This is a genomic window from Sphingopyxis sp. (assembly GCF_051861155.1).
GTDB lineage: Bacteria > Pseudomonadota > Alphaproteobacteria > Sphingomonadales > Sphingomonadaceae > Sphingopyxis.
Window position 1 is genome coordinate 108,401 of sequence record NZ_JBHYDE010000003.1, and the last position, 24,672, is coordinate 133,072.

General features: G+C 66.0%; 22 protein-coding genes. 6 read left to right on the plus strand and 16 right to left on the minus strand.

What is annotated here, in order from left to right; all coding sequences use genetic code 11:
* Position 1: 1 nt before the first annotated feature.
* The 9 genes from ACTIFP_RS06490 to ACTIFP_RS06530 all read right to left on the minus strand — a co-directional run bounded on the left by ACTIFP_RS06490 (position 2) and on the right by ACTIFP_RS06530 (position 9,618).
* The gene (locus ACTIFP_RS06490; protein ID WP_439567907.1) at positions 2 to 865 is read right to left on the minus strand and encodes an endonuclease/exonuclease/phosphatase family protein; all 864 of its coding nucleotides are present in this window, start codon (positions 863 to 865) and stop codon (positions 2 to 4) included.
* A complete protein-coding gene (locus ACTIFP_RS06495; protein WP_439567908.1) occupies positions 862 to 2,208 on the minus strand; it encodes a GH1 family beta-glucosidase in 1,347 nt (448 codons plus the stop codon). Before ACTIFP_RS06495 ends, ACTIFP_RS06490 begins: the two co-directional genes overlap by 4 nt.
* Positions 2,205 to 2,960: an alpha/beta hydrolase-fold protein gene (locus ACTIFP_RS06500; protein WP_439567909.1), complete on the minus strand. Its 756-nt coding sequence runs from the start codon at positions 2,958 to 2,960 to the stop codon at positions 2,205 to 2,207. The genes ACTIFP_RS06495 and ACTIFP_RS06500 overlap by 4 nt, the downstream gene beginning before the upstream one ends.
* A 23-nt stretch (positions 2,961 to 2,983) precedes the next feature.
* On the minus strand, positions 2,984 to 3,799 hold the full coding sequence (locus ACTIFP_RS06505) for a carbohydrate ABC transporter permease (protein ID WP_439567910.1): 816 nt from the start codon (positions 3,797 to 3,799) through the stop codon (positions 2,984 to 2,986).
* Complete coding sequence (locus ACTIFP_RS06510; protein ID WP_439567911.1) at positions 3,796 to 4,692, minus strand: carbohydrate ABC transporter permease; 897 nt, start codon at positions 4,690 to 4,692, stop codon at positions 3,796 to 3,798. Before ACTIFP_RS06510 ends, ACTIFP_RS06505 begins: the two co-directional genes overlap by 4 nt.
* Positions 4,689 to 5,957, minus strand: coding sequence for an extracellular solute-binding protein (locus ACTIFP_RS06515; RefSeq protein WP_439567912.1), 1,269 nt, complete (start codon positions 5,955 to 5,957; stop codon positions 4,689 to 4,691). The genes ACTIFP_RS06510 and ACTIFP_RS06515 overlap by 4 nt, the downstream gene beginning before the upstream one ends.
* Positions 5,958 to 5,973: 16 nt before the next feature.
* Positions 5,974 to 7,017: a LacI family DNA-binding transcriptional regulator gene (locus tag ACTIFP_RS06520; RefSeq protein ID WP_439567913.1), complete on the minus strand. Its 1,044-nt coding sequence runs from the start codon at positions 7,015 to 7,017 to the stop codon at positions 5,974 to 5,976.
* A 115-nt stretch (positions 7,018 to 7,132) separates the two neighbouring features.
* Positions 7,133 to 8,218, minus strand: coding sequence for an ABC transporter ATP-binding protein (locus ACTIFP_RS06525; protein ID WP_439567914.1), 1,086 nt, complete (start codon positions 8,216 to 8,218; stop codon positions 7,133 to 7,135).
* A 29-nt stretch (positions 8,219 to 8,247) separates the two neighbouring features.
* On the minus strand, positions 8,248 to 9,618 hold the full coding sequence (locus tag ACTIFP_RS06530; RefSeq protein WP_439567915.1) for an MFS transporter: 1,371 nt from the start codon (positions 9,616 to 9,618) through the stop codon (positions 8,248 to 8,250).
* 265 nt (positions 9,619 to 9,883) lie between these two features.
* Here ACTIFP_RS06530 and guaB point away from each other — a divergent pair, with 265 nt between their 5' ends.
* The 3 genes from guaB to ACTIFP_RS06545 all read left to right on the plus strand — a co-directional run bounded on the left by guaB (position 9,884) and on the right by ACTIFP_RS06545 (position 13,213).
* Complete coding sequence (guaB, locus tag ACTIFP_RS06535) at positions 9,884 to 11,341, plus strand: IMP dehydrogenase (protein ID WP_439567916.1); 1,458 nt, start codon at positions 9,884 to 9,886, stop codon at positions 11,339 to 11,341.
* Between the two features lie 121 nt (positions 11,342 to 11,462).
* Positions 11,463 to 12,653, plus strand: a complete 1,191-nt coding sequence (locus tag ACTIFP_RS06540) for an RsmB/NOP family class I SAM-dependent RNA methyltransferase (RefSeq protein ID WP_439567917.1) — start codon at positions 11,463 to 11,465, stop codon at positions 12,651 to 12,653.
* A 32-nt stretch (positions 12,654 to 12,685) separates the two neighbouring features.
* Complete coding sequence (locus ACTIFP_RS06545) at positions 12,686 to 13,213, plus strand: tetratricopeptide repeat protein (RefSeq protein WP_439567918.1); 528 nt, start codon at positions 12,686 to 12,688, stop codon at positions 13,211 to 13,213.
* A gap of 28 nt (positions 13,214 to 13,241) precedes the next feature.
* Here ACTIFP_RS06545 and rsmA read toward each other — a convergent pair whose 3' ends face one another.
* The 4 genes from rsmA to ACTIFP_RS06565 form a co-directional block, all read right to left on the minus strand.
* Entirely contained in the window at positions 13,242 to 14,054 is an 813-nt protein-coding gene (rsmA, locus tag ACTIFP_RS06550) for a 16S rRNA (adenine(1518)-N(6)/adenine(1519)-N(6))-dimethyltransferase RsmA (RefSeq protein ID WP_439568225.1), read from the minus strand.
* Positions 14,055 to 14,074: 20 nt separating this feature from the next.
* Complete coding sequence (gene pdxA, locus ACTIFP_RS06555; protein WP_439567919.1) at positions 14,075 to 15,094, minus strand: 4-hydroxythreonine-4-phosphate dehydrogenase PdxA; 1,020 nt, start codon at positions 15,092 to 15,094, stop codon at positions 14,075 to 14,077.
* A complete protein-coding gene (locus ACTIFP_RS06560; protein ID WP_439567920.1) occupies positions 15,094 to 16,434 on the minus strand; it encodes a peptidylprolyl isomerase in 1,341 nt (446 codons plus the stop codon). Before ACTIFP_RS06560 ends, pdxA begins: the two co-directional genes overlap by 1 nt.
* Before the next feature lie 133 nt (positions 16,435 to 16,567).
* On the minus strand, positions 16,568 to 18,871 hold the full coding sequence (locus tag ACTIFP_RS06565) for an LPS-assembly protein LptD (protein WP_439567921.1): 2,304 nt from the start codon (positions 18,869 to 18,871) through the stop codon (positions 16,568 to 16,570).
* 131 nt (positions 18,872 to 19,002) lie between these two features.
* Between ACTIFP_RS06565 and ACTIFP_RS06570 the strand changes: the two genes are divergently transcribed.
* Both ACTIFP_RS06570 and ACTIFP_RS06575 read left to right on the plus strand, forming a co-directional pair.
* Positions 19,003 to 20,472, plus strand: coding sequence for a leucyl aminopeptidase (locus ACTIFP_RS06570; protein WP_439567922.1), 1,470 nt, complete (start codon positions 19,003 to 19,005; stop codon positions 20,470 to 20,472).
* Positions 20,473 to 20,591: 119 nt separating this feature from the next.
* Positions 20,592 to 21,041, plus strand: coding sequence for a DNA polymerase III subunit chi (locus ACTIFP_RS06575; protein ID WP_439567923.1), 450 nt, complete (start codon positions 20,592 to 20,594; stop codon positions 21,039 to 21,041).
* Here the strand turns inward: ACTIFP_RS06575 and ACTIFP_RS06580 are convergent.
* A complete protein-coding gene (locus ACTIFP_RS06580) occupies positions 21,038 to 21,682 on the minus strand; it encodes a hypothetical protein (RefSeq protein ID WP_439567924.1) in 645 nt (214 codons plus the stop codon). The two genes, ACTIFP_RS06575 and ACTIFP_RS06580, sit on opposite strands and share 4 nt — an antisense overlap.
* Before the next feature lie 153 nt (positions 21,683 to 21,835).
* On the opposite strand from ACTIFP_RS06580, the gene ndk reads away from it, so the two are divergent.
* Positions 21,836 to 22,258 carry a nucleoside-diphosphate kinase gene (gene ndk, locus ACTIFP_RS06585; protein WP_056371231.1) on the plus strand — a complete coding sequence of 141 codons (423 nt, stop codon included), beginning with the start codon at positions 21,836 to 21,838 and terminating at the stop codon, positions 22,256 to 22,258.
* 185 nt (positions 22,259 to 22,443) lie between these two features.
* Here the strand turns inward: ndk and purN are convergent, their stop codons facing one another.
* Both purN and purM read right to left on the minus strand, forming a co-directional pair.
* Positions 22,444 to 23,394: a phosphoribosylglycinamide formyltransferase gene (gene purN / locus ACTIFP_RS06590; protein ID WP_439567925.1), complete on the minus strand. Its 951-nt coding sequence runs from the start codon at positions 23,392 to 23,394 to the stop codon at positions 22,444 to 22,446.
* A 115-nt stretch (positions 23,395 to 23,509) separates the two neighbouring features.
* Complete coding sequence (gene purM, locus ACTIFP_RS06595) at positions 23,510 to 24,616, minus strand: phosphoribosylformylglycinamidine cyclo-ligase (RefSeq protein WP_439567926.1); 1,107 nt, start codon at positions 24,614 to 24,616, stop codon at positions 23,510 to 23,512.
* Positions 24,617 to 24,672 lie beyond the last annotated feature (56 nt).

Below are 24,672 nucleotides of genomic sequence, written 5' to 3' on the forward strand. Positions count from 1 at the left end.
GTCAGCAGCCCTTGCCGACGCACAGGTCCGCCAGCACCGGATAATGGTCGGACGGCAGCTTGCCGCCGCTTTGCTGGGTCAGCGTCGCGTGGCGCAGCACCGCGACGTCGTCACTCACGAAAATATGGTCGATCGGGCTGGCTGCGACCTGCTCGATCTTGAACGCGGTAAAGGTGCCGAGCGGGCCGAAATGCGGGGTGCGGCTGATCGCCAGCGTGTCGCGCAGCGCGCTTGCGCCCGCTTCGACAATCGCCGCGTAAGCCGGACTGTCGGTCGGGCTGTTGAAATCTCCCATCAGCACCAATGTTTCGCCCACCTTGCGATTGTCGCTGAGCCAGCGGCGGATCTGGCGGGCACTTTCCAGCCGCGCGACCTGGCCGACATGGTCCATATGCGTGTTGACGACGAGCAGGTTGCGCTTCGCGGCCTTGTCCCTCAGCCGCGCCCAGCTTGCGACGCGCGGGTAAGCAGCGTCCCAGCCTTTGCCGGGAACTGCGGGCGTCGGCGACAACCAGAAGGTGCCCGATGCAACCAGCGCGAACCGGTCGCGGCGAAAACCGATCGGCGAAAACTCGCCCTTGTCCTTGCCGTCATCGCGCGCGACCCCGACGAATTGATAGCCGGGCAGGTCGGTTTCGACCGCCTGTTTCTGGTGCAGCAACACCTCCTGCATCCCGACCAGATCAGGAGCGTAATAAGCGACAAGGCTGGTCAGCGCGGTGCGCCGGTGCGGCCAGGCATTGTCGCCGTCCGACGCGATGTCGAGCCGGATATTATACGTCATCGCGCTGTAGCGGTCGGCGCGGTCCTTCGCCGCCGTGGGCAGCGCGAACAGTGCCGCCAGCAGGATCAGCAGCAACCTCATCCCAGGTTGCCGCCGTTGGTTGCGATGACATTGCTGTAGAATCGCGCGCTGCGCTTGGGCGTGCGGACCTGCGTTTGATAATCGACATGGACGATGCCGAAACGCTTCGAAAAGCCCAATGACCATTCGAGATTGTCGAGCAGCGACCACGCCATATAGCCGCGGACATCGACGCCCTGTTTGATCGCGTCGCCGATCGCCGCGATGTGGGTGCGCAAATAATCGCAGCGCAGCGGATCGTCGATGCCGTCGGGCCCCGCGGTCGGCGGATCGTAAAAAGCCGCGCCATTTTCGGTGATATAGACGGGGATGTCGCCATAGGTGTCGCGGAACCAGACAAGCATGTCGGTCAGCGCGGGCGGATAAACCTCCCAGTCGGTCGTTGTGTGCGTCGCGATCTGTTTGACCGGCGAGGCGCCGACCGGCCACTGGTTCGGGTCGGCTTTCACGACGTTGCGGGTGTAATAGTTGATGCCGATGAAATCGACCGGCTGGCAGATGTCTTTCAGATCCTCGGCAGGCCAGTCCTGCCAGGCTTCGCCGAACACTTCGGCGAGTTCGGCGGGGTAGCTGCCCTTCAGCGCCGGGTCGAGATATTGGCGGTTCATATAGGCGTGCGCGCGGGCGGTCGCGGCGACGTCCTCGGCGCTGTCGCTCGCCGGATATTTGGGCTCGATATTGACGACGAGGCCGATTTCATGTGCGCCCTCGCTGCGATAGGCCTGCACCGCGCGGCCGTGCGCGCGCATCAGATTGTGGCTGGCGATCGGGGTCTCGAAAAGGTTGCGGTGACCCGGCGCGAGCGCGCCGTGGAGATAGCCGCCGTCGGTGATCACCCAGGGTTCGTTCAGCGTCACCCATTTCTTCACCCGGCCGTCGAGGCGGCGATACATCACCGAACCATAGTCGGCGAACCAGTCGGCGCTGTCGCGGTTCAGCCAGCCGCCCTTGTCGTCGAGAGCGGCGGGCAAATCCCAATGGTGGAGCGTTAGCAGCGGTTCAATGTCGTGCTTCAGCAATTCGTCGACCAGCCGCTCATAGAAATCGAGCCCCGGTTCGTTCACCCGCCCGATCCCCTCGGGCAGCACGCGGCCCCAGTTGACGCTGAACCGGTAAGCTTTCAGCCCCAATTCTTTCATCAGCGCGACGTCGGCGGGCATGCGGTTATAATGATCGCAGGCGACATCGCCGGTGTCGCCCTTCGCCGCCATCAACCGCGGGTCGTGGCTGAACCGCTGCCAGATGCTCGCGCCCGCGCCATCGGCGAGCGGCGATCCTTCGATCTGATAGGCGGCAGTCGCCGCGCCCCACAGGAAATCGTCGGGGAAAACAGTCTGCGTCATTTCTTGTCCTTGTTGGTGATCGTCGGGGAGGGGAGCTGGTGTTCGAGCAGCCAGGCGTAGAGCGCCGGGTCGTCATAGGCGGGATCCCAGGCGTTATGGCCCAGGTCGGGATAGATGGTCAGGCGGACCTTGCGGCCGCCGCAGGCGCGGATCGCGCGCGCCATGGTAAAGCTGCCTTCGGGGATGACGACGTCGTCGCGGTCGCCGTGAAAGGTCCAGACCGGCAGGTCCATGAGCCGGCACGCGCCGCCCGGATCGCCGCGCCCGGCGACCGGTGCGACCGCAGCAAAGCGCCGCGGCTGGGCAATCGCCCAGCGCCAGCTCGCATGGCCGCCGCGGCTGAGCCCGGTAAGATAGACGCGCGCCGGATCGATGCGATAGGTCCGGGCGATATGGTCGACCAGCCGGTCGAGCTTGTCGATCTCCCAATCCTGATCGGCGCCGAGCAGCGGCGAAACGGTGAGGAACGGAAAGGCGGGATCGCGGTCGGCGATCTTCGGCGGGCCATGGACCTTGACCTTGGCGACATCGTCGCCGCGCTCGCCCGAGCCGTGCAGGAAGATCAGCAGCGGATATTGTTTCGCCGTGTCGGCCAGATAGCCCTTGGGCAGGAACAGCTGAAAGGGATAACTGCCGGGCTCGATCGCCGACTGGGGCGTTTGCCCCTCGACCATGGGGGGCATTTTTGTCCTTGCGGTTGCGGGGGCGGCGGCGAGGGCAATCCCCAGCACCGCCGCGGTCCAATATGTCATTCGATTGTCCTTGGCCAAAAACATCATCCTTTGACGCTCCCCGTCAAAAGCCCGCCGAGGTAAAAGCGCTGGAGCGCGAGGAAGAGGATGAGGACGGGCAGCGTCGTCACGACCGCGCCCGCCATCATCAGCTCGTTATCCTGCACATGCTCGCGGCTCAGCGCGGCGAGCGCCACCGGCAGCGTGTAGAGATTCTGGTCGGCGAGGACGATCAGCGGCCACATGAAGTCGTTCCAGCTGCCGAGAAACACGAACAGCGCCAGCGTGACGATGATCGGGGTCAGGATCGGCAGCACGATGCGGCGCAAAATCTGCCCCTCGCTGGCGCCGTCGATCCGCGCTGCCTCCAGCATCTCGTCGGGAATCGACAGGCAATATTGGCGAACGAGAAAGATGCCGAAAATGCCCGCGAGCCATGGCACTAGCGCACCGGCATAGCTGTTCACCAGCCCCATCGCCTTCAGCTCGAGGAACAGCGGCAGCATCCCGATCTGCCCCGGCACGACCAGCGCGGCAACGAGCAGGCGAAAGGTCGCGTTGCGGCCCTTGAAGCGCAGTTTCGCAAAGGCGTAGCCCGCGGGGATGGTAAAGATCAGCGCCAGCATCGTCGCGAGCGTCGAGACGAGCAGGCTGTTCGCCAGGAACCGTCCGATGCCATAGCTGCCGAACAGGGTATGGTAATTTTCCATCGTCGGATCGGCGGGCAGCAAAGGCGGCGGGAATTGCGCCGCTTCGCCCGGCGCCATGAAGCTGACCGAGAGCATCCACAGCAAGGGGGCAATGGTGAGCAGCGCGACGAACGCCGCGAGCAGGGTCACCATCCAGCGGCGCGCGCTCATAGCGCGCCTCCGCGCCGGGCCAGCCGCAACTGCACCAGCGTGACCGCCAGGATGCACAGGAACAGCAGAAAGGCGACCGCCGCGCCCGACCCCAGATTCCACCATTTGAAGCCCTCTTCATACATGAAATAGAGGACGGTGACGGTCGACTGAGCGGGGCCGCCCTGCGTCATCACATAGGGTTCGGCGAACAGCTGGAACATGCCCGCGACGGTCAGCACCGACACCAGCAACACGGTCGGCGCGATCGCGGGCAGGGTGACGTGACGCAGCCGCGTCCACCACCCTGCACCGTCGATGCGCGCCGCCTCGTCGAGCTCACGCGGGACTGTCTGGAGCGCGGCGAGGAAGATGATCATGTTATAGCCAAAGGTTTTCCACCCGACGAAGATCAGGATCGCGGGCAGCGAGGCGTCGGGGCTGCCCAGCCAGTCGATCGGCGCGATCCCGACCAGCGACAGCAGATAATTGACCAGGCCATAGCGAGTGTGGAGCAGATAGCGCCACACGACGGCGGTCGCGACGAGCGTCGTCACATAGGGCGCGAACAGTGCGACGCGCCACACCGGACGCCACGCCAGCCAGCGCGAATTGACCAGCATCGCGGCGAACAGCGACAGCGCGACGATGAACGGCACCCCCAGCACCACGAACAGCAAGGTGTTCGTCATCGCTTTCCAGAACAACGGATTTTCGATCAGCCGCGCATAGTTCTGGAACCCGACGAAGCGCAGATTGTCGAGGTTGGCGAGCGCGTAGATGTCGAAATCGGTGAAGCTGAGGAACAGCGACGCGATCGCCGGAAACACAAAGAACAGCGTGATCGCGGCGAGCGCCGGGGACGACATCGCCCAGCCCGCGCGGGCCTCGTTGACGCGGCGCGCCGCGCTCATAGCGCCAAACCCTTGTCGAGCATCCAGCGCCGCTTTTCGAGCAGGCGATCGGCGCGGCGATCGATCTCGGCCGCGGCTTCATCGACGTTGTACTGGCCGCGCACCATGCGTTCGGCGACGACCTGCATTTCGGTGACGATGCGTTCCCATTCGGGCACCTTGGGCAGCGCGGTGGCGCGCTCAAGCTGGGTGGCGAAGGGGGCGACCACCGGGTCGCTGCTGAGCCCGGCGCCACGCCACACCGATCGCCGCGCGGGCAGGTCGCCGGTCAGCTGATGAAATTTGAGTTGTGCCGATGGGGTGAGCAGGCGCGCCACAATGTCCCATGCGGCGTCGGCATTTTCCGTCCCGGCGAACACGACCAGGCTCGATCCACCCGGCGCCGCCGACCCGATGCCGTTCGGGCCGGGGTTGGCGGAGGTGCCCCATTTGTCCTGCATCGCGTCGGGCAGGCGGGTCTTCATGTCGCCGATCGTCCACGGCCCCGACAGAAAAATGCTGAAAAATCCGCGCGCGAACTCGTTCCAGATGTTCGAAATCTGCGTTGCCGACGCGACCGGCGCCAGCTTTTCGTCGAACAAGGATTTGTAAAAGGCGAGCGCCGCCTTGAATTCGGGATCGGCAAAGGCGCCGCGGGCGCCCTGGTCGCGCAGCAGCCGGGCGCCCGCCGACAGCGCGATGGTCAGCAGCTGCTCGAATTCGTTGACCGGCAGCAGCACGGCATAATTGCCGTCGCCTGCCAGCGCCTTGACCTTGTGCAGCGCCGCTTTCCATCCCGCCCAGTCGAGCGGCGGCGCGGCGTAACCGGCGCGCGCGAACATGTCCTTGCGGTAAAATTGCAGCCGGGTGTCGACATACCAGGGGACCGCCCAAATCCGGCCCGCGATGCGGTTGGTGTCGACGACGGCGGCGAACTGGTCGTCCAGCAGGCCGCGCGCCGACGCGGGGACGGGGGCGATGGCGCCGATCGCGGCCATTTCGGCGATCCAGCTATTCCCGACCTGGCCGATCGCGGGCAGCGAATTGCCGGCGAACCCGGTGAGCAATTTTTCGTGCGCCGCGGTCCACGGTAGCGGCTGTACCGTCACCTTGGGTGCGTTGCCGGGACGCCCCAGGCTTGCCAGCAACGCGGGCAGGCTCGCCGCCTCATTGCCCATTGCCCAGATCGTCAGCGCGTCGCCGCCGCGCGCGCCGCAGCCGCCGAGCATCGGCAGCAGTGGCAGCGCCGCGAGCGCGCCCGTCATCTGGCGCCGCGTCACCTGCATCGGGCGCCGCAATCGGTCATGGGCGTGCGCCGACCACCGGCATCTTCTCGTTGGCCGCAACGCTCACTGCGCCGCCGGTCGTGCCGCGCGCGACCAGCGTCGGGGTCAGGATCGTCGCGCTCGCCGCGCCCAGCGTTTCGCCGCGCAGGATGCGAAGCAGCATCATCATCGCGGTCGATCCCAGCCGGTCGATATTGACCTGCATCGTCGACAGCGAGGGATTGAGGTGGCGGGCGAGGGGAATGTCGTCGAACCCCGCGACCATGATGTCGCCGGGCACCGACAGGCCCGATCCGGCAAGTTCGGCGATCAGCCCGACCGCCATCTGGTCGTTGGCGGCAAAGACCGCGTCGGCGGGCAGCCGCCCCTGCACCAGCAGCCGCGCCGCCTGTGCGCCGCTTTCCTCGGAAAAATCGCCGGGCAGGATCGCCGGGCTCTGCACCTTGGCGATTTTCGCCATCGCGTCGACGAAACCGCGCTGGCGGTCGCGCGCGTCGCGGTTGTGTTTCGGGCCGGCGATATGCACGACCTGCTGTGCGCCGCGCTCCAGCAGCGCTTCGGTCATCGCATAGGCGCCGTGATAATTGTCGACCGCGACGAAGGGCAGGTCGAGCGACCCCGCATCATAGTTGAGCAGCACGGTGGGCAGCGCCGGGTCAAGATAGCCCGACAGCAATTCGGGCTTCACGTCGGGCGGCATCACCAGCAACCCGTCGACGCGCCCGCGCATTGCGGCGATCGCGGCGGCGGTTTCGTGCGTGCTGCCGTGCATATTGCCCAGCAGCAGGTGCATGCCCGATTCATGCGCGACCAGGTCGATGCCGCGAATGATTTCAGAGAAGAACTCGCCGAACAGGTCGGGCAGGATGACGCCGACGGTGTCGGTCTTGCGCCGGGTCAGGCTGCGTGCGCCGCTGTGGGGGACAAAATTGAGCTTCTTGACCGCCGCCAGCACTGCGGCCTTGGTCGGGCCGGTGACATTGCTGTGGCCGTTGATGGCGCGCGATGCCGTGGCGACCGATACCCCCGCCTCGCGGGCGACGTCTCTCAATGTGGTCATGCTGCTCGCCCCCCCATTTTCCGATGGCACCTGACCGCCGGAGCGACTCCGTGATCGTGACGGTCGGGCGCGGCAAGTCGCGCAAGGTAACCGGTTACAACGGCAATATGCAAGGTCATTTGCGTGCCTCCCGTGCCAGGGCAAGACCAGCGGCGTCGAACAGGTGCAGGCGGTCGGGCGGGAACCGTGCCGCGACCGTTTCGCCTTCGCGCAGGCTGCCGTCGTCGCGCAGCTGGCACGCGATCGGTTCGCCGCTGTCCTGGGCCTGCAGATGCACCGTCGCCAGCCCGCCGAGCCGTTCGACGAAGGCGATGGAAAAGGGCAGCGTGCCTGCTGCGGCGCCGATTTCGACGTCCTCGGGCCGGATGCCCACCGACAACGGGGTGTCCGGAGCCAGCGGCGCCGCGAGCGCGGGCAGGGCGATGCGGCGCCCGTCGGCGAGCTGCGCCTGCCCGCCATCGATCGCCGTCGCCGCCAGGATGTTCATGCGCGGCGTCCCCAGAAACTGCGCGACAAAGATGTTCGCGGGCTGCTCATAGAGCTCGCGCGGGCTGCCGACCTGTTCGATGACGCCGTCGCGCAGCACGATGATCCGGTCGGCCAGCGTCATCGCCTCGACCTGATCGTGGGTGACATACAGCGTCGTCGTGCCGAGCTGGCGGTGCAGGCTGGCGAATTCATACCGCATCCGCACCCGCAAATCGGCATCGAGGTTCGACAGCGGTTCGTCGAACAGGAAAATCTGCGGCTGGCGGACGATCGCGCGGCCGATCGCGACGCGCTGGCGCTGGCCGCCGGACAAGGCCGCGGGCTTGCGATCGAGCAGCGGCTCGATGTGCAGGATCGCGGCGGCGCGGCGCACCGCGTCGTCGATCGCGGCCTTGGATGCCTTGGCGATCTTGAGCCCGAACGCCATATTCTCGCGGACGGTCAGGTGCGGGTAAAGCGCGTAGGATTGGAACACCATCGCGATGCCGCGCTCCGATGGCGGCAGGTCGGTGACGTCGCGGCCGCCGATGAGGATGCGGCCGCCGGTCAGTTCCTCCAGCCCGGCGACCGACCGGAGCAAGGTCGATTTGCCGCAGCCCGACGGCCCGACGATCACGGTGAACTCGCCGTCGGCCACGTCGATCGACACGCCCTTCAGCACCTCGGTCTCGCCGAAAGTCTTGCGCGCGCCCTCGATCGACAGTTCGGCCATGGTTCAGCTCATCCCCCCTCTATTTGCGGTCAGTGGACCGTGGCGCTGGCGCTGGCCTGCGCCGCCGGTGCGCGCGCGGCGGCGATGGCGAAGATACAGAGCAGAATATAACAGGCCGCGGGCAGCGCCAGCGCGGCGGCATAGCCCGCCGCATCCGACAGCTGCCCGACGAGGTAGGGGATCGCGGCGCCGCCGACAATCGCGGTGCACAGCAGCCCCGACGTCGCCTCGGCGCGCGCGGTCGATCGTTCGAGGGTCAGCGTGAAGATCACCGGGAACATGATCGAGTTGAACAGGCCGATCGACAGCATCACGAAACCGCCGCTCACCCCGCCGACCGACAGGACATAGAGGCAGAGCAGCGCCGCGATCGCGGTAAAGACGATAAGCAGCTTCGCCGCCGAAATACGCGCCAGCAGCACCGATCCGATCGCGCGCCCGACCATCGCGCCGCCCCAATAGAAAGCAACCGCCTTGCCCGCCTCCTGGAGCGACACCCCGGCGACGCCGTCGCTGCCCATCGCAAAGCCGAGCAGCGGGACGCCGAACGCGGCGTCCGACTGGCCCCACACCGCATCGCTGTTGAGAAAGAGCGCCATTTGCGTCCCGATCGCGACTTCGGCGCCGACATAAAGGAAAATCGCGAGCCCACCGAGCAGCGCCCAGCGCGACGAAAAAGCTTCGGCGATCAATTCGCCCATGCCTGCGCGCGCGCCCATCGGGGCGGGCGGCACCGCTTCGTTGACGATCCGCCTGCTGAACCAGAAAAACAGCAGCAGCGCGATGATCAGCCCGCAGAGCCAGAAATAGGCGGCGTCGATCCCGGCCAGCGCCTGCGCGCGCACCGCGTCGGTGACGACGGTGCCGGGCTTGACCTCGACCCCCTCCAGAAACAGATGCGCGCCGATCAGCGGGCCTAGGAAGGTGCCAAAGCTGTTGAAGGTCTGGCTGAAGGTCAGGCGAAAATGGCTGCGTTTCGGATCGCCGAGCGCCGCCGCGAGCGGGTTCGCCGCAACCTGCAAAATGGTGATGCCGCTGGCCAGAATGAACAGCCCGGCGAGGACGAGCGAATACACCGCGAGGTTGGCGGCGGCGAGCATGACGAGACAGCCGACGACCATCGTCGACAGCGCGGCCAGGATCGACGGCACCGAATGAAAACGCGCGATCAGCGCCGCGGCGGGAAAGGACATCAGGCCATAAGCGATGAAAAAGGCCGAGGCCGACAGCTGCGCCTCGGCATCGGTCAGCGTGAAAATGCCTTTGACCGAGGCGACGAGCGGATCGATGAGCGAGGTGATGAAGCCCCAGGCGAAGAAGAGGATGGTCACTGCGGCAAAGGCCGCCATCGCATTCGATCGTCCGCCGCCGCTGGCGGGCGTCTGGCCCGGAACGTCCATCCTGTTATCCTCTTCGCCGTAATTATGTTATACGAGGGGTCTAACTGGACGCCGGGGTCAATGCAACCGGTTACATCGGTTCCGGCCTTAGCGCGAATGTTCGCGCAAACAGTCTCTTGGCATCAAAACCGACGGCTGCGAAATAATCATGCGCCGCCCACTGGCGCGCGCGGGGCCGACTGGTTACATGGGCCGCCACCAAACGAATCGCGCGTGCCGCCCCGAAATGCGGGACAGGCGCCGCCCGCACCAGAAAGTGGCCCCGATGGAAATCACGACCGGTCTGACCTTTGACGATGTGTTGCTGGTGCCCGGCCCGTCGGACATTTTGCCGTCGGATGCGAATCTGTCGACCCAGCTGACCAGCGAAATCAGCCTCAATATTCCGATCCTGTCCTCGGCGATGGACACGGTGACCGAGGCCGACATGGCGATCCTGATGGCGCAGATCGGCGGCATCGGCGTCCTGCACCGCAATCTGACGGTCGAGGAACAGGCGGCGGCGGTGCGGCAGGTCAAACGCTTTGAAAGCGGGATGATCGTCAATCCGATCACCATCACCCCCGACGCGCCGCTCTCCTATGCGACCGCGCTGATGGCGCAGCACAAGATTTCGGGCATTCCCGTCGTCGAAACCGGTGGCAAGCTGGTCGGCATCCTCACCAACCGCGACGTGCGCTTTGCCGATAACCCCGGTCAGCCGGTGCGCGAGTTGATGACCGCCGAAAATCTGGCCACCGTGCGCTCCGGGGTCGGGCAGGACGAGGCGCGCAAATTGCTGCACCAGCGCCGGATCGAAAAGCTGCTCGTGGTCGATGACGATTATCGCTGCATCGGGCTGATCACCGTCAAGGACATGGAAAAGGCGGTCAATTTCCCCGACGCGACCAAGGACGGCAGCGGCCGCCTGCGCGTTGCGGCGGCGACCAACACCGGCGACAGCGGCGTCGAACGCGCAGAGGCGCTGCTCGATGCCGAATGCGACCTGATTGTCGTCGATACCGCACACGGCCACAGCAAGGGCGTGGGTGAGACCGTCGCGCGGATTAAGAAATTGTCGAACCGTGTGCAGGTGCTCGCGGGCAATGTTGCGACCGGCGATGCGACCAAGGCCCTGATCGACGCGGGCGCCGACGGCGTGAAGGTCGGCATCGGCCCCGGCTCGATCTGCACCACGCGCATTGTGGCGGGGGTCGGCGTACCGCAGTTGACCGCGATCCTCGACAGTGTCGAAGCGGCATCGCGGCTTGGCGTGCCGGTGATCGCCGATGGCGGCCTGCGCACCTCGGGCGACGTGGCCAAGGCGCTGGCGGCGGGCGCGTCCAGCGTCATGGTCGGCTCGATGCTCGCCGGCACCGCCGAGGCGCCGGGCGAAACCTTCCTCTACCAAGGGCGCACCTACAAAAGCTATCGCGGCATGGGCAGCGTCGGCGCGATGGCGCGCGGCTCGGCCGACCGCTATTTCCAGCAGGATATCAAGGATCAGATGAAGCTGGTCCCCGAAGGCATCGAGGGGCAGGTGCCGTTCAAGGGGCCGGCGAAGGATGTCATCCACCAGATGGTCGGCGGCGTGAAAGCCGCGATGGGCTATACCGGCAGCCGCACCCTCGCCGATTTCCGCGAGCGTGCCAAATTCGTGCGGATCACCAATGCGGGCCTGCGCGAAAGCCATGTCCATGACGTGTCGATCACACGCGAGGCACCGAACTATCCGGCCGGGTAAAAATCGCTTCGTCATTGCGACCCCGGGCTCGATCCGGGGGAAGCAATCCAGGGCGGTTTGCGTGGGCTCTGGATTGCTTCGTCGCTTCGCTCCTCGCAATGACGATAAGAGGTAGATCTAGATGACCCCCGCCGCCCGTGTTCAAACCGCCATCGAAATCCTCGACGTCATCGCCGCCTCGGCGCGCGATGGCGGCGCCCCCGCCGACGCGATCTTTGCCGAAGCGATGCGCGCCCGCCGCTATGCGGGGTCGAAGGATCGCCGCGCGATCCGCGGCCTCGTCTATGACGCGATCCGGCGCGTGCGTTCGGCGCCCGTGTCGGGCCGCGCCGCGATGCTCGCGCTCGCCGACGCCGATCCCGAACTCGCTGCGCTGTTCGACGGCGCTTCCTATGGCCCCGCCGTTATCACCGCCGACGAACCGCGCGCCGAAACCGGACTCGCCTCGGCGGCGCTGATCAAGCTGTTCGACCCGCTGGTCGGCACGGCCGAGCATGATGCGATGCTCGTCCGCGCCCCGCTCGACCTGCGCGCCAACCGCCTGCGCTCCAGCCGCGATGAACTCGCGGCGATTTTCCCCGGGGGCGAGGCGATCGAAGGGCTGACCGACGGCTGGCGCCTGCCCGGCGAAACCGCCGCGGTCCAACACCCCGCTTATGCCGAGGGGCAGTTTGAGGTTCAGGATGCCGCGAGCCAATATGCCGCCGCCGCGCTCGGCGTCGAAGCCGAGCAACAGGCTATCGATCTGTGCGCCGGAGCGGGCGGCAAGACGCTCGCCATCGCGTCGGCAACCGGCGACGACGCCGCGATCCTCGCCTGCGACACCAACCGCGCCCGGCTGCAACAGCTGGCCCCACGCGCCCAGCGGGCCGGGGCGACGCGCATCGAAACGCTGCTGCTCAACCCCGGGCAGGAATCCGCGATGCTGGCGGGCCAGATGGGCCAGGCCGACCGCGTCATCGTCGATGCCCCCTGTTCGGGCAGCGGCACCTGGCGGCGCAGCCCCGAACTACGCTGGCGCCTCACCCCCGCGCGGCTCGACCGGCATGTCGCCGATCAGGCAAAGCTGATCGAGCTTGGCGCAGCGCTGGTGGCGCCCGGGGGCAAACTCCTCTATGCTGTCTGCTCGATCATCGCTCGCGAGGGGCGCGGCCAGGTGGATGATTTTCTGACCCGTAATCCCGGCTGGACGGCCGATACCGACTATCTGCCGGGCGCCGCCGGGCGCGCCGCTGGCGGCGGTTTTCTGCTCACCCCGGGGCATGATGGCTGCGACGGATTTTTTCTCGCACGACTGACAGCGCCATGTTAGCATCCCCGGCAATGAAAAGATGGGAGAATGCGATGCGCGTCGGTTTTCTGGCTCTTGCCGCGGGGGTTGTCCTCGCCAGTTTGCCCACGGCATCGGATGCCCAGCGCGCCGACAATGACATCTTCCCACGCTCGATCGCGCTCCAGCAGGAAGGCCAGGCGGCACAGGATGCGGGCGACCTGAACCTCGCGATCGACCTCTATGAATCGGCGCTCGCCGCCGATCCGCGCAACCGTTCGGCGATCATCGCGCTGGCGCAGGTCGCGCGGGCCCAGGGTCTGCCGGGCAAGGCGATCGGGCTGTACCGCGAAGCTTTGGTGCTCGAACCCAATGACGTCGTCGCGCTGACCGGGCAGGGCGAAGCGCTGGCTGACAAGGGCGCGCTCGAACTGGCGCGCCAGAAACTCGCCGAGGCGCAGCGCGTCTGCGGCGACAAATGCCCGCAGGTCGCGGCGCTCGAAAAGACGATCTCGTCAAGCGCCTCGAAACGCGTCGTCGCCGCCGAAGTGCTGGTGCCGAAACCGGTCGTCGCGACGGTGGGTACCACAAACCAGAACTGAGCGTCGTCACGCTGCGCGGGGTGACGATTTATCCCAGCGCCCGCGCCAGCGCGACCCATTCGGCAACGCTGACCGTTTCGGCGCGGCGGGTGGGATCGATGCCGAGAGCTTCGGCCGCCGTCACCGCGCCCTCGACGCCTTTCAGGCTCTGGCGCAGCATCTTGCGCCGCTGGCCAAAACCCTTTTCGGTCAGCTTCGACAGGCGTTTCGGATCGACCCCCGCGGGCTCGTCCGCGGGCACGACATGGACGATCGCCGACATCACCTTGGGCGGCGGGGTAAAGGCCGAGCGGTGGACTTTCATCGCGATCTTTGCGGTCGATCGCCACTGCGCCAGCACCGCGAGGCGTCCATAAGCGCCGGTATCGACCGGCGCGACGATGCGCTCGGCGACTTCCTGCTGGAACATCAACGTCAGCGATAGCCAGCGCGGCGGCCACGTCGTGGGTTCGAGCCAGCGGGTGAACAGCGCTGTGCCGACATTGTACGGCAGGTTGGCGACGATGTGATAGGGCGCGCCGCCGGTCAGCGCGTCGACGTCGACCGCCATCGCGTCGTCGGCGATCACCGTCAGCTGGCCGGGGAAGGCTTCGCCCAGCTCGGCGAGCAACGGCAGGCAGCGGTCGTCGCGCTCGACCGCGATCACCTTTGCGCCCGCGCGCAGCAGCGCGCGCGTCAGTCCCCCGGGGCCGGGGCCGACCTCGAACACCGTCGCGCCGTCCAGATCGCCGGGGATCGCGGCGATGCGATCGAGCAATTGTTCGTCGAACAGGAAATTCTGGCCCAGCGCCTTGCTTGCTTGCAGCCCATGCGCGCGCACCGCCTCGCGTAGTGGCGGCAGGTGGGGCGCGGGGCGGGCGCTCACTTGGCCGGGGCGCAGCTGCGCTCGCGCGCGGTTGCCAGCTTGGCGGCCATCGCGATCGCCGCGATCGTCGGGCCGGGGTCGGCCAGTCCGGTGCCGGCGATGTTGAACGCGGTGCCATGGTCGGGCGAGGTGCGGATGATCGGCAGGCCAAGGGTCAGATTGACCCCGTCGTGGAAATGCAGCGCCTTGAACGGGGTCAGCGCCTGATCATGGTAGGCGCAGAGCAACGCGTCATACCGCGCGCGGACGGCGGGCGCGAACAGGCTGTCGGCAGCGAGCGGGCCATCGACGATGATGCCTTCTTCGGCCAGCTGCGCGACCGCGGGCGCCATGATGCGGTCTTCCTCGCTGCCCAGCTGGCCGCTTTCGCCGGCATGGGGGTTCAGCCCCGCCAGCGCGATGCGCGGGTGCTCGATGCCGAAATCGCGCTTCAGCCCGCGCACGACAATCCGCGCCTTGGCAACGATCAGCTCGACCGTCAGCCGCTCGGATACTTCGATCAGCGGGATGTGGACGGTCAGCGGCACGACACGCAACGACGGTCCCGCCAGCATCATCACCGCATTGGTCGCGGTGACGCCGCAGCGTTCGGCGATAAATTCGGTCTGGCCCGGATGGGTATAGCCGATGCCGTGCAGCGCGAATTTCGATACCGACCCGGTGACCAGCGCCGAACTCGCCTGATTGCGGGTCAGCCCGATGCCGGTTTCGAGCGCGTGCAGCGCGCAGGTCGCGCCCGCCGCGGTCGGTGTGCCGGGAGTTAGCGGCCCGCTATCCTCCAGATGCCAGACGGGCAGCGCGTCGTCGAAAGCGCGCTGAACCTCGTCCATGTCGCCGACGCGGGCGACCGGGCCGTCCCACACCGCGGCAATCGCCGCGGCGTCGCCGATCGCGACGAAGGGAGGCAGGTGGCTTTCGCGGCGCGCGGCCCAGGCGCGGGCGGTGACTTCGGGTCCGACGCCGGCCGGGTCACCCATGGTAACCGCGATCGGCTGTCGAAGATCGGGATACGGCATTAGCTATATTCGATCACGGCATCCCGGCGCAGGTCGCGCAGATAACGCTGGGCCCGCTTGTTGACCTTTTCTTCCAGCAGCCGCGCCTCGATCTGCTCCAGATTGGGGGCGGTTGCGGTCTGCGGCAGGTCGCGGCCGCACAGCACCAGGACGCTGACGCCCTCATTGGCGGCGCCGAACGGCTGTGTCGTCTGCCCGATCTGCAGGTTGATCAGCGTATTTTGCAGCGGCATCGGCAGCGCGCGCATTTCGATATTGTCGCGCGACACGACGGTGGCGCCCAGCTGTGCGGCCACCGCATCGGCCCCGCCGCAGCCCGCGATGTTGCGGGTGGCTTCGGCGAACTGGCCGGCCAGCTCGGATGCGCGGGCTTGCGTCGTCCCTTCCGCGAAATCGAGCGAGATCTGCTTCAGGCTGAGCACTGCGTCGCGCGGGTCAGCGGTCAGCACCTGGCGCCGGTCGATCATCAGCATGACCGACACACCGCCGGGAACCTGGATCGGGCCGACCAGCTGGCCGGGCTGCATCTGAACGGCCGCTTCGGCCATCGATGCGGGCAGCTGGCCGGGTTTCACCCAGCCCAGATCGCCGCCGACGACCGCGGTCGATGCTTCCGAAAACTGGCGTGCATAGGCGGCAAAGCTGCCGCCCGCCTGCAGTGCCTGAATGATTTTCTGGGCGTTTTCGGTGACCGCCGCGACATTTTCGGGCGGCGCCGACAGATAGATTTCGCCAAGGTGGAATTCGTCCTGCCCCTTGGAATCGTTCATCCGCTGAACCACCGACGTCACTTCGTCGGTCGACACGTTGGTCGTCGACTGGATGTTGCGCGACAGCAGGCGATCCCAGGCGAATTCGCCGCGGATCTGCTGCTTGACCGCCGCGGCTGACGAGCCCTTCGACGTCAGATAGGTTGCGAACTGATCGGGCGTCTGTTTGAAGCGCGTCGCGAGCCGGGCGAACTGGTCGTTGACGACATTTTCGTCGATCGTGATGTCGGCCGCCTTGGCTTCCTGAATCTGCAGTTTCTCGTCGATCAGGTTACTGAACACCTGCGTGCGCAGCCGCTGGAGCTCCTCGGCCGGCAGCTCGACGTTATTGTTCGCGATGCGGATCAGCGCCATGCGCTGTTCGATGTCGGTCGCGGTGATGATCTCGCCGTTCACGGTCGCCGACGGCCGATACACATTGCGCTTGGCATCGCCGTAAAGCTGCACATTCCCGGGAATGTTGAGGCTGGTCGTCGGCACTTGGTCGTCGCTGACGGTCTGCGCCAGCACCGGCGTGATGCCGACGGCGGCCACGGCGATCAGGCCGATCATGGTCGAAAATTTGGTCATCTTCACCCTATTCGAGAATTGGTGGCACGCTCCGTATCAGCGGATACGCCCGATGGTCCAGCGCAATCCGCCATTTGACCGTTTGAGAGCCGCGCATAGCGCATGAACGCTGAACCTAGGCTGAGCGATCCGATCAGAAGCCGAGGTTGCGGAACGCGATGCGGAACGAAAAGCTGTTGCCGCGCCGAGCGTCGCCGGTGTCGGCATAGTCGCGGCGCCAGGTCAGCGCGATCGACAGGCATTCGTCGTCATAAGCGACCCCCAGCCGGTGGCGAATCGGCTCGAACCCGTCGGCGCTGCTCAACGGATCGTCGCTCTGCTTGGTCAGGTCGACGATCGCCGAGCCGAAGATCGACCAGTGGCGCGCCACCGCGACGCGGCCGCCGACGCGCGCCTCCTCGCGGTCCTGCAGATCCTCGCCAAGCAGCAGGATGTCGCGGTTGAGCCGCGAATAGCCAAGCACCGCGTACGTCGAGCGGCTGCCGATCGTCGCGTCGAATTCGTTGCGGCGGATCGCGAAATTATCCTTGTCGAGCCGGTAACGATGGGTCAGGCGCAGGAAGTCGCGATAGGCAATCGTCGTCCGCCCGACGACGTCCGACGTGCGATCGGTCAGCCCGGTGCCGTCGGCGAACAGGCTGGGCTTGTCCGACAGGCGATAGCTTTGGCCGACGCTGCTGCTGATGTTGAAGCCAGGGCGACTGAAATTCCATTCGACGCCATAGGTGATGCGCGCGCCATCCTCGAACCGATCGTAGCCATTAAAGCGGTTGATCGCGAACAGGTTGCTGTCCTCCAGATCAAAGGCGCGGGCATCCTCGTTGGGAATATCGACATTTTCGATCGGCGGGGTGGCGACGATCTGGACGCGCGGGGTCAGCGTCTGGGTGCCGCCGGCGAATTCGCCGACAAAGGGCCAGCGCATGTCGGCGGCGACCGCGGCAATTCCGCGCGCCTGCCAGCCCGATTTGCCGCGATAGCCGGGGATCGCGGTCAGCAGATTTTCGTCGCTGTGATACACGTCGCCGCGGACGAGCGCAGTCAGCGTCACTTCCTGGCCCAGCCGCGTCAGCCCGCGCAAATCCCAGCGGGCGCCAGCAAAGGCGCGCTGCGTGTCCTGTCCCGCGGTGCGCCCGATCGCCAGCGTATTGAGCTGCAGTTCGACCTGGCCGCCCAGCACCGGATCGGCAAAGCGCTGGCGATAATCGATGATCGGTAGCGCGATCGGCTGTTGCCCCTGCTCGTCGTTGGCGCGCAACGTCTGCGTCGCCCAGCCGGCGATCGACAGGTAGGAATTGCCGCCGATCCGCTCAAGCTCGAAGGTCGAACGCAGCCGGTCGTCGCGGCTGATGTCATAGCGGCGCATGAAGGTGCGGTCGGTGGCGATGCGCCCCGAATAGGTCAGGCTCCAGCGCGGGTCGAACTGGAACTTGCCGGCGCTCTCCAGATAGCCGCGAAAACGCTTGCGGCTGTCGGGATCCTCGCCGGTCAGCGGGACCAGCGAGCTGTAGGTCGCATAGCCGTTGATGCGGAACGATCCGATGTCGGTGAGGGCGCGGAACTCGCCCTCCAGCATCGGCGCGGCGCCGGTGTAGAGGTGCGGGGTGATCGTGATGTCGCGGTCGGGGGCAAGGCGCAGATAATAGGGTACCGCGACTTCAAAGCCGTTGCTGCGGTCGAGCCGGATTTCGGGGACGAGCAGCCCGCTGCCCGCCTCGCTGTTCGCCGGGTGGCTGAGGCCGGGCAGCGGGATCAGCGGCAGCCCGAAAATCTCGACCCGCGCGCCCTTGTAGCGGATCTTGTTCTTTGCCCGGTCATAGGTGACGCGGACGGCGCGGATTTGCCAGCTCGGATTTTTTGGGCATCCTTCGGCATCTTCGACCGGGCAGGGGGTATAGGCGGCATTTTCCAGCTCGATATTGCCATTCTCGAACCGCGTTCCCTTGACCGCGGCGAGGCGCGAACCATTGTCGAGGACGACGAGCAGATTTTCGACGACGCCGTCGCGCAGGCTGTCGGTCAGCTCGATCCGGTCGCCATAGGCGGTGTCGCCCTCGGGATTCTTGATCGCGACATTGCCCTCGGCAAAGACCTGCCCCGTCTTGCGGTTCCAGGTGACCTTGTCGGCGCGCATCGAAATCGCCTCGCGGTTCATCGCGACATTGCCTTCGGCCACGACGACTTCCGTGTCGCTGTCGTAATTGAGGTTGTCGGCGGCAAAGCCGACCTGGTCTTCTGCCGCGACCTTGGGGGCGTCGGTGGTGACGGGCGCAACGTCAGGAGTCTGGAAATCGGGTTCGCCCGCGACCTCCTGCGCCGCCGGCGATTCGTCTGCCTGCTGCGCGACCGCGGGGCTGGCGAGCAGCGCGAAGCCGCTGGCCGTCGCCAGCCACAATGGCTGCGATCGGCGCGCTTGTCGGAACAAAGCCCAGCTCATTTAATCACTTTGTCCCACTTGTAGATCGCGTCCGCCCGGGTTGGACCGGCTGCTTTGTTTTTGCAACTCGCAAGCGAAACCCCTATCGGTCCCGCACGCTGCAATCAATCATCGCATGAGAGAGTTACCGAATGGACATTCACTTTGTCGCGCAAATCGATGCGTCTGCCGACGTTGTCGCTTTTCCGGTCCGCAAGGGCGAGCTGAACGCCTTTGTCCAGGCGCTCGGTGAGCCGCATGGTGCGCTGCTCGGCGGCGCTGCGGCACAGGCACGGTTTGAAGGCGCGGCGGGCGGTGTCGCCGAGACGGCGGCGGTCGATGGCGGGCGCGTGTTGCGGCTCCTGCTCGTCGGCATCGGCGAGGGGACAGCCCACGACCTCGAACGCGCCGGCGGTGCGCTGACCGCACGTTTGCAGACCAGCGGCGCGACCGCAGTCCATGTCGATTTCGCGAGCGCGGGCGTGGTCGACGAAGACGATGTGCTGGCGTTCGCGATGGGCGCAAAGCTGCGCGCCTGGCGCATCGACACCTATCGCACCCGGCTCGCCGACAACGCCAAACCCAGCCTCAAGACGCTGACCATCGCGTCGCCGCACCGCGACCTGTCGGCGCGCTGGGCCGCGAATGAAGCGATCGCCGACGGCGTGGCACTGACCCAGACGCTGGTCGCCGAGCCGCCGAACATCCTCTATCCCGAGAGCTTCGTCGAACGCTGTCAGCACCTCGCCGAGCTCGGCGTCGAAATCGAAGTGCTCGACGAACGCCAGATGAAGGCGCTCGGCATGGGCGCGCTGCTCGGCGTCGCGCAGGGCTCGACCCGTCCGCCGCGGCTGCTCGCGATGCGCTGGAACGGCGCCAAGGACGGCGACAAGCCGGTGGTGTTCATTGGCAAGGGCGTGACGTTCGACACCGGCGGCATCAGCCTGAAGCCCGGACCCGGCATGGACATGATGAAATGGGACATGGGCGGCGCGGGCGCCGTCGCCGGCGCGATGAAGGCAATCGCCGGGCGCAAGGCGAAGGCGAATGTCGTCGGCGTCGTCGGGCTCGTCGAGAACATGCCCGACGGCAATGCGATGCGCCCCGGCGACATCGTTTCGACGATGTCGGGCCAGACGGTCGAGGTGCTCAACACCGATGCCGAGGGTCGGCTGGTACTGTGCGACGCGATAACCTGGGCGCAGAAAATCTATTCGCCCAAGGTCATCGTCGATCTCGCGACGCTGACCGGCGCGATGGTGATCTCGCTCGGCCATGAATATGCCGGCATCTTTGCCAATGACGATGCGCTGGCCGACAAGCTGATCGCGGCGGGCGAGACGTCGGGCAACAAGCTGTGGCGCTTCCCGCTGTCGGCGGCCTACGACAAGCTGATCGACAGCCCGATTGCCGACATGAAGAATATCGGCCCGCGCGAAGGCGGCTCGATCACCGCGGCGCAGTTCCTGAAACGCTATGTCGAAGACGGCGTCGCCTGGGCGCATCTCGACATCGCGGGCATGGCGTGGGCCGACAAGGACGGCCCGGTGTGGGCCAAGGGGGCAACGGGCTATGGCGTCCGCCTGCTCGACCGCTACATCGCCGAAAACCACGAGGGTTGACGTCCCCAATGGCCGTCATTGCGAGGAGCGAAGCGACGCGGCAATCCACAGCTGTCGACCTGAATCAAGGCCGATGGCTCGAGATTGCTTCGCTTCGCTCGCAATGACGGGATCAGGCAATGCCGCGCGTCGACTTCTACCGCCTGACCCGCGACCCGGTCGAACGCGTGCTCCCCGCTATCGCGGCGCGCATCCTCGGCACAGGTGACCGCTTGCTGATCGTCGCGGCTCCGGCAATGCAGCGGCAGGCGATCGACGAGGCGCTATGGACGCTGACCCCCGCGAGCTTTCTGCCGCACGGCGCCGCAGGGTCGCCCGATGAAGACATCGAACCGATCCTGCTTGCAGGAACGCTCGACCCCGCGCCGCCCAATCACGCCCGGCTGATCGCACTCGCCGACGGCGAATGGCGTGACGAGGCGCTGGGGTTCGATCGCACCTTCCTGCTGTTCGACAACAGCCGCATCGACGACGCCCGCGCGACCTGGCGGACGCTTTCGGCGCGCGAGGATGTCGACAACCGCTTCTGGAAACAGGACGACCGCGGCCGCTGGTCGGAAGGGCCTTAGGCGTCCATCAGCACGACGTCCCAGCGATATTTCGCCGCGTTGTCGAGCTTTGCAACGGCGGTGGCCGCCCCGTCGCCAAGCCCCTTGTACAGCGTGTCGGTGGCGTTGCTCGCCCCGTCGTCCGAAAAATACATCTGGGTGACCAGCCGCTGGCTCTTGCCGCGCACGTCGAAATGGATGTGCGGCGTCCGCCGCCCGATCGGCGAGTCATAGGCAGCGGGCTTGATCGTGATGATGCGCCAGTCGCCGCCCGCGCCGGTCCGAATCTGTGCATAGCCCTGAAAATCGGGATCGAGCGGCGCCTTGGCGATGTCGTTGGCATGCGCGTAACGGCCAGCAGCATTCGCCTGCCAGACTTCGACGATCGCGCCCTGCACCGGATTGCCCCGCCGGTCGAGGATGCGCCCGCTGACCTCGATCACATTGCCGGCCGCGCGTTTGGCATGGCCCTTGATCCAGGTAAGATCGGCGTCTTCGTCCGCCGGGCGTTCGATCGGATAGAAGGGGCCAAGGTCGCCCGGCACGGTCGGGCGCAGCATCGCCTCCGCCGCTTTCGCGCCGCCCGCCAAGGCGACGGAAGCCGCGAGCGCCGACCCCGCGAAGGCACGGCGTGTCATTCGGTCAAGCCGGTCGTTGGTCATCGATGATCCCCTCTTGCCCGCAACATAGCATGGATGCGCCGCACCCTATCGGCAATTTGGAGGTAGAGAAGCCGCGCTCCGACCTTGCGGCGGCGCAAAAGCGCCGCTAGAGGCGCGCGCATCGCAGACAATAATAACCCAGGAGCTTCCCCCATGGCGGTCACTCGCACCTTTTCGATCATCAAGCCCGATGCCACGCGCCGCAACATCACCGGCGCGGTCACCAAGATGCTGGAAGACGCCGGCCTGCGCGTCGTCGCGTCGAAGCGCATCCACATGACCCGCGAACAGGCCGAAGGCTTTTACGCGGTCCACAAGGAACGCCCCTTCTTCGGCGAACTCGTCGATTTCATGATCAGCGGCCCGGTCGTCGTCCAGGTTCTCGAAGGCGAAAACGCCATGCAGGCGAACCGCGACATCATGGGCGCCACCAACCCCGCGAACGCCGAACCCGGAACGATCCGCAAGGAACTGGCCGAAAGCATCGAAGCGAACACGGTTCACGGTTCGGACAGCGACGAAAATGCCGCGATCGAAATCGCGTACTTCTTCAAGCCTGAAGAAATCGTCGGCTGATCCCGACGGGACAAGCAAATGAAAAAGGCCGCTGGAGCGATCCGGCGGCCTTTTTCGTGAGTCGCGATAGCGATGATCTGAATCGTCATTGCGAGGAGCGAAGCGACGCGGCAATCCAGAGTGTGCGTAAGCCGCCCTCGATTGCTTCCCCCGGATCAAGTCCGGGATCGCAATGACGAGGGTCGTCAGAATTCGTCCGCAATCCCCATCAGCCCTGCCAGCTTTTTCGGCGCCACTGCCAGCCAGCTCTTGCGCAGCCACTCGCCGATCGCGTCCCAGTCGGTGTCGCCCCGGTCGAGCCGGATGCCGATCCACCCGTCGCCGAAATAGGCGGGGCGGTAATAGCGGTCCTCGTCCATCTCGATCAGCGCTGCCTGTTCGTCGGCGCCGCTGATCTTGACCAAAATGGCGATCTTGCCGTCGCCATGATGATCTTCGGTGAAATAGGCGAATTTCTTGCCCTTCACGATGCCGAAGCACGGCATGCCGTGCGAGGTCACTTCGTCAGCTTCGGGCAGCGCCATCGCCAATTCGCGCACCCGACCGATCAGATACTCCGGCGAGCGTTCGCGGGTGACAAAGGCCGCTAGGGTCGGCGGGTATAATTGATGCTCGGCGATCCGCACCCGTGCGCTGAGAGTTTCGACAGTATCGCCGGGCAGGATCGCGACCGGCGTCTGCGCCAGCACCGGGCCGTCGTCGACGCCGGGGGTGACGATATGGACGCTGCACCCGCCGAACCGGTCGCCCGCGTCGATCGCCTTTTGGTGGGTGTCGAGCCCTTTGTAGAGCGGCAGCAGACTAGGGTGAATGTTCAGCATCCGGCCCGCCCAGCGCGCGACGAAATCGTCGCTCAAAATGCGCATATAACCCGCAAGTGCGACGAAATCGGCCTTCGCCTCGCGCAATTGGGCGTCAACCAGCGCATCGAACGCATCGCGGTTCATGCCCTTGTGCGTGCGCGCCCAGGTCGCGATGTCTTCGGCCGCGGCGATCGTCAGCCCCGGCGCATCGGGGTTGTTGCTGGCGACCAGCACGATCTCATAAGGGCAGTCGGCGGCTTTCGCGGCATAGAGCAGTGCCGCCATATTCGTCCCGGCGCCCGAGATCAGGACGGCGATCCTGGCTTTCGTCATCGAGCCATTCCTTAAATCCGTTCGTGCTGAGCTTGTCGAAGCACTGTTCTTATCTCTTCGGCGGTTGAAAGGAAGAACGGCCCTTCGACACGCTCAGGGCGAACGGTTCGGGAAATCACCCGTGATGCGTCGCGCTCCACGCCGCGCGCGCGCTCCATGTTTCGGCGCCGCCGGTGACGGTGCAGCCCTTGGCGCCCGCGGCGATATGGCCGATGCGGAACACGGTTTCGCCCGCGGCCTCAAGCGCCGCGGTCACTTCGGTAACATCGCTTTCGGCAACGACCACCGCCATACCAATCCCGCAGTTGAACGTCCGCGCCATTTCCTCGGGCTCGATATTGCCCTGCGCCTGCAGGAACGCCATCAACCGCGGCTGGTCCCATGCGTCGGCATCGATATGCGCGTGCAACGTTTTCGGCAGGATGCGCGGGATATTTTCGAGCAAGCCGCCGCCGGTGATATGCGCCAGCGCATGGATCCGGCCGGTTTTTACCAGCGGCAACAGGCTCTTCACATAGATGCGCGTCGGCGCCATCAGCGCGTCGATCAACAGGATAGTCTGGTCGAACAGCGCCGGGCGATCGAGCTTCCATCCCTTGTCGGTCGCGAGGCGCCGCACCAGCGAAAAGCCGTTCGAATGGACCCCCGACGAAGCAAGCCCCAGGATAACGTCGCCCGCCGCGACCTTGTCGGCGGTCAGCACCTGATCGCGCTCGACCGCGCCGACGCAGAAGCCCGCAAGGTCATAGTCGCCGTCCGAATACATCCCCGGCATTTCGGCGGTTTCGCCGCCAATCAGTGCGCAGCCGGCCTGTTTGCAGCCCTCGGCGATGCTCGCGACCACTTGCGTGGCGACATCGGTGTCGAGCTTGGCGGTTGCGTAATAATCGAGGAAAAACAGCGGCTCGGCGCCCTGTACGATCAGGTCGTTGACGCACATCGCAACCAGATCGACCCCGACCCCGTCGTGCCGCCCCGATTCGATCGCCAGTTTCAGCTTGGTACCGACGCCGTCGTTCGCCGCGACGAGCAGCGGATCGTTGAACCCCGCCGCCTTCAGGTCGAAAAAGCCGCCAAATCCGCCCAGGTCGGCATCGGCGCCGGGGCGCCTTGTCGCTCGGGCGAGCGGGGCGATGGCACGGACCAGCGCGTTACCGGCGTCGATCGACACGCCTGACTGCGCATAAGTGTAAGAGGCGGGCGGGTTGTGCTTGGAATCCATGGCACGCGCGACTAACGGTTCCAGCCGACAAATGCCATGATTTCCTTGTCCGCGCG

Coding starts and splice junctions, on each gene's coding strand:
- ACTIFP_RS06490 (WP_439567907.1), bottom strand. CDS start 865: ATGAGGTTGCTGCTGATCCTGCTGGCGGCACTGTTCGCGCTGCCCACG.
- ACTIFP_RS06495 (WP_439567908.1), bottom strand. CDS start 2,208: ATGACGCAGACTGTTTTCCCCGACGATTTCCTGTGGGGCGCGGCGACT.
- ACTIFP_RS06500 (WP_439567909.1), bottom strand. CDS start 2,960: ATGACATATTGGACCGCGGCGGTGCTGGGGATTGCCCTCGCCGCCGCC.
- ACTIFP_RS06505 (WP_439567910.1), bottom strand. CDS start 3,799: ATGAGCGCGCGCCGCTGGATGGTGACCCTGCTCGCGGCGTTCGTCGCG.
- ACTIFP_RS06510 (WP_439567911.1), bottom strand. CDS start 4,692: ATGAGCGCGGCGCGCCGCGTCAACGAGGCCCGCGCGGGCTGGGCGATG.
- ACTIFP_RS06515 (WP_439567912.1), bottom strand. CDS start 5,957: ATGCAGGTGACGCGGCGCCAGATGACGGGCGCGCTCGCGGCGCTGCCA.
- ACTIFP_RS06520 (WP_439567913.1), bottom strand. CDS start 7,017: ATGACCACATTGAGAGACGTCGCCCGCGAGGCGGGGGTATCGGTCGCC.
- ACTIFP_RS06525 (WP_439567914.1), bottom strand. CDS start 8,218: ATGGCCGAACTGTCGATCGAGGGCGCGCGCAAGACTTTCGGCGAGACC.
- ACTIFP_RS06530 (WP_439567915.1), bottom strand. CDS start 9,618: ATGGACGTTCCGGGCCAGACGCCCGCCAGCGGCGGCGGACGATCGAAT.
- guaB (WP_439567916.1), top strand. CDS start 9,884: ATGGAAATCACGACCGGTCTGACCTTTGACGATGTGTTGCTGGTGCCC.
- ACTIFP_RS06540 (WP_439567917.1), top strand. CDS start 11,463: ATGACCCCCGCCGCCCGTGTTCAAACCGCCATCGAAATCCTCGACGTC.
- ACTIFP_RS06545 (WP_439567918.1), top strand. CDS start 12,686: ATGCGCGTCGGTTTTCTGGCTCTTGCCGCGGGGGTTGTCCTCGCCAGT.
- pdxA (WP_439567919.1), bottom strand. CDS start 15,094: ATGCCGTATCCCGATCTTCGACAGCCGATCGCGGTTACCATGGGTGAC.
- ACTIFP_RS06560 (WP_439567920.1), bottom strand. CDS start 16,434: ATGACCAAATTTTCGACCATGATCGGCCTGATCGCCGTGGCCGCCGTC.
- ACTIFP_RS06565 (WP_439567921.1), bottom strand. CDS start 18,871: ATGAGCTGGGCTTTGTTCCGACAAGCGCGCCGATCGCAGCCATTGTGG.
- ACTIFP_RS06570 (WP_439567922.1), top strand. CDS start 19,003: ATGGACATTCACTTTGTCGCGCAAATCGATGCGTCTGCCGACGTTGTC.
- ACTIFP_RS06575 (WP_439567923.1), top strand. CDS start 20,592: ATGCCGCGCGTCGACTTCTACCGCCTGACCCGCGACCCGGTCGAACGC.
- ACTIFP_RS06580 (WP_439567924.1), bottom strand. CDS start 21,682: ATGACCAACGACCGGCTTGACCGAATGACACGCCGTGCCTTCGCGGGG.
- ndk (WP_056371231.1), top strand. CDS start 21,836: ATGGCGGTCACTCGCACCTTTTCGATCATCAAGCCCGATGCCACGCGC.
- purN (WP_439567925.1), bottom strand. CDS start 23,394: ATGACGAAAGCCAGGATCGCCGTCCTGATCTCGGGCGCCGGGACGAAT.
- purM (WP_439567926.1), bottom strand. CDS start 24,616: ATGGATTCCAAGCACAACCCGCCCGCCTCTTACACTTATGCGCAGTCA.